This is a genomic window from Alicyclobacillus tolerans, from assembly GCF_900142255.1.
Lineage (GTDB): Bacteria > Bacillota > Bacilli > Alicyclobacillales > Alicyclobacillaceae > Alicyclobacillus_I > Alicyclobacillus_I tolerans.
On the sequence record NZ_FRAF01000049.1, the window covers coordinates 1 to 3,598 of the forward strand.

The 3,598-nt window shown below is 44.0% G+C and carries 4 protein-coding genes; 1 reads left to right on the forward strand and 3 read right to left on the reverse strand.

The features are described from left to right. Positions 1 to 1,559: group II intron reverse transcriptase/maturase (gene ltrA / locus BUA75_RS15150; RefSeq protein WP_072875441.1), on the forward strand; the 1,559-nt coding region annotated here is incomplete at its 5' end. 94 nt (positions 1,560 to 1,653) lie between these two features. Here the strand turns inward: ltrA and BUA75_RS15155 are convergent. The 3 genes from BUA75_RS15155 to BUA75_RS16200 all read right to left on the reverse strand — a co-directional run. Further along, complete coding sequence (locus tag BUA75_RS15155; protein WP_072875443.1) at positions 1,654 to 2,901, reverse strand: MFS transporter; 1,248 nt, start codon at positions 2,899 to 2,901, stop codon at positions 1,654 to 1,656. Continuing rightward, on the reverse strand, positions 2,891 to 3,289 hold the full coding sequence (locus BUA75_RS15160) for a hypothetical protein (protein ID WP_072875446.1): 399 nt from the start codon (positions 3,287 to 3,289) through the stop codon (positions 2,891 to 2,893). The genes BUA75_RS15155 and BUA75_RS15160 overlap by 11 nt, the downstream gene beginning before the upstream one ends. A 69-nt stretch (positions 3,290 to 3,358) precedes the next feature. Next, on the reverse strand, positions 3,359 to 3,598 hold a 240-nt coding region (locus BUA75_RS16200; RefSeq protein WP_207549792.1), incomplete at its 5' end, for a hypothetical protein.

The window sequence follows — 3,598 nt, forward strand, 5'->3', positions numbered from 1 at the left end:
GTGCCCCGCTGGCTCCCCGGCGGGGTTTGCTTTCATATACGACTTTGCTACAGCATGAGGGGGGAGTGCAAGGTGGGCGGGATTTGACGTTCACGAACATGAAATGGCACAATCTGTATGGCCGATTGCTGAGCTATCAGCGACTATACGAGGCATGGCTGAAAGTCAAGGCAAACAAAGGAGCTGGAGGAGTGGACGGAATAAGCCTGTCCGCTTTCGAAAGAAATTTGGAGGAACACCTCCAGCAACTTCTCAGCGACCTCAGAGCCAAAACCTATAAGCCGTTGCCGGTGCTTAGGCGTTATATCCCAAAGAAAAATGGCAAGAAGCGTCCGCTCGGACTACCATCTATCCGTGACAAGGTGGTTCAGCAGACGGTGGTTGATATACTCCAGCCTCTTTATGAGACGGAGTTTCATCCTGCCTCTGTGGGCTTTCGTCCCGGCAAAGGTGCATTTAATGCTTTTGGACGCATCATCCATATGATGGAACAAGGCTATGTGTGGGTGTACGATGCTGACATCAAAGGGTACTTCGACTGTATAAGCCATCGCATCCTCCTAAGGATAATGAAGCGCAGGATTGCCGATCGCTCCATTCTGAGCCTCATCTGGCAATGGTTAAAGGCTGGGGTTATGGAAAATGGAGTGAGGAGCTTCTCAAAGGCCGGCTCTCCGCAGGGTGGGGTCATTTCTCCGCTGTTAGCCAACATCTATCTTAACGAACTAGACTGGGAACTCAGACGTGCTGGAGTGCAGTTTGTGAGGTACGCCGATGATTTTCTGGTCTTTTCGAAAGACGAGGTGGGAGTTCAGCACGGAAAAGCTATCGTGCAGGATGTCATGGGAAGGTTGAAACTTGACCTTTCAGCGGAGAAGACGCGGACTCTGCATCTTATGGAGCATCGCGATGCAAACGGGAGAACGATTCCAGAGTTAGAATACTTGGGAGTAGCTATCCAAGGATGGTTTAGAAAGCGGGATGGAAGTTGGAGTTTTGGACTAAAATGCACTCCGGAAGCCATGAAGGAGTTCCGGGGGGCAATCAAGGAAAAGACTCCGAAAACACATACGCTCAGTTTGGCAGCACTCGTTGATAGAGTGAATCCGACGATTATGGGGAAAGCAGCGTATTGGGCACAGGCCGCCAAGGCGGTACAAGTCTACCGGACAATCAGAGGCCAATGTCGTTGCGCCACAGCATTGCTCGGGCAGCAAACGGCCAAACTTGATTCGTATGTCCGTCAAAGCATTCGTCGTTGCCGACTATCTCAGAGAGGTGGCAGCAAGACGTACAGGAGAGCCAACATGCTCAGCATAATCTACACTCACGAACGTCTTGTGGGAGCCGGACTTCGATACGCCGAAAGAATCATCCGGGATGCAGCCACGGGCCAGCCAATGGCGGATGAGGAATATTTGGCAGTCATTCGTCAGCGTCGGGAAAAGGCAGCCTTAGCCAAAAGGCAACGTAAGCCTGATGATACACCCTACTGGTCTCGACGGGCAGCTGCGTATGAACGAGCACAAGAACGTGTACACAAGTTCGAGAGTAAGTGACGTAGAGCGGTTTGCGGGAAAACCGCACGAGCCGTTCATTGAGGGGCTGGCCTCGGAAGAGGTCGGCCTACTCTATCAAAATGATGGATTGCGATTATCTCTCCGTTATAATTGATTGTGACAAATCGGTTCTATCCGTATGCAGGTATCGTTTGAGTATGCGGTATCCATACCAATAGGACAAGCTTGCAAGAACGATAAATGGAATAGAGAACAAGAACATTTCTACGTATCCAAATTGATATAACAAGTATCCAAATAATGCTGGTCCAACTGTAAAGCCCAATATACGGAATTCCGCCAATCCGAAAAATGCTGCCTTTTGTCCGTTGGGTGCTAATTGGTTTATAGCAATGTCACTACCTGGAAGAGCGAATATCTCCCCAATAGTAAATATGATTGTCCCCACTACAAGTATGACGTGTATCCATAGAGATATTGCGAACGTCAAAAACGCAATGCAGAATGCAAGGTTCCCTATAAATAGACCTTGTGAGTCACGTGGCTTTCTCTTTGAAAAGATCATCAATGATTGGAACACAAATCCACAAATAGAATTTAGAATTAATAACTCCGAAAACAAACTGGCGGGACGATATGTAACAAATTTCAGGGCAAGCGGGAAGACGGATTCAAATTCTGAAAAAACACAATAAATAAGAAACCCACCGAATATATATAAATATAGTGTAATGCTTAGCTCTCGCTTATTCTGTACATCCGACTTGGTTTCGTCACTATTTAGAATATTCGTTCCTAATTCAAAGCTTTTAAAGAAATTTCGATTGAATAACACTAAGATTGATATAAATATATACAAGAATGATGTTGAATATATACATATAACTGGCTGAAATCCACCCAATAGAATGACTAATACCGGTCCAACACTTGCACCTGCTACAATAGTTAAATAATTTATGCGAAAAATTGTATCAGCATTTGAACTCTCAGTGGCAACTTGGGCATAAATACCTTTGAAAACTGGTTGCCAAAGAATACGGCTTAAACCAGCAACGATGGATAAGGATATTAAATAAATAATATCTGGGTGTTTAAAAAGCGTATAACCCAAATAATCAAATGCATATAATATTAGCGCCGCACTTAAAGTATTCACATTCCCGAGACGTCTAGCAACTACGGATGCGAATCTTCCAAATATAGACGATATAATCATAGGGATACCCAATAGGATACCGACCATTGGGATTGAGATATGAAAGAATTGATTCAAATACAATGCCATTACTGGTAAGGTGATGTACTGGGATAATGCAAAAAGGGTACCTATAGCAGCTAAACGTACTACATTATAATTCAGTGATTTCTTACTTTTCATCGCACTCTCCGATTCCCCTGTCATCGATATGGACCTGACTAGGTTTCAAAACCAATACTAATGCATTTAAAAACCGTGTAGGAAAGCTCGGTTCATTTGACCAAAGATCAAAAATGATACATTCTTGTTCTATTTGAATATTCATCATAAGACGAGCATCCTGAAAAACAGCCATCAATGTAAGCCCATTTGTAACGTTATTGCTATACTGTATTGATACGCATTCCCTATGTGCAATTTGGGAACAAGCAAAAACAGCCTGACCTATCTGGCCAACTTTTAGGGAATCTCGATTATCAAAAGATTCTAGACATCCGGATATGTGATAGGACGTTGAGATGACCTTCAATGGGAATCCAGAAGTAGCGCTTTTAAAAGTACCTCTCATCTGATAATCCTCCCCAAAAATGTGGTTGCCCTCTGTATATACGAACTAGGTTGGCAACCACATCCGTTATTAAGCAATAATAACTTCCCTGTTGAAGTCAAAGGATATGTCCCAATCCTCCACATAACGACCCTTTTGTTGAGAACGTCGTTCAATAAAATTTAAAATCGCTTTTTGCTCTGTGTCCGGGGACAGATAGTACAATAGATTACCAGTTAGAGTTTCAGGTAGTGGTGTAAATTCAGCGGCTTGGTCTTGACGAGAAAGCCATCGAGTGCAATCTACTAAAAGTGACCAACAATCAGTAGA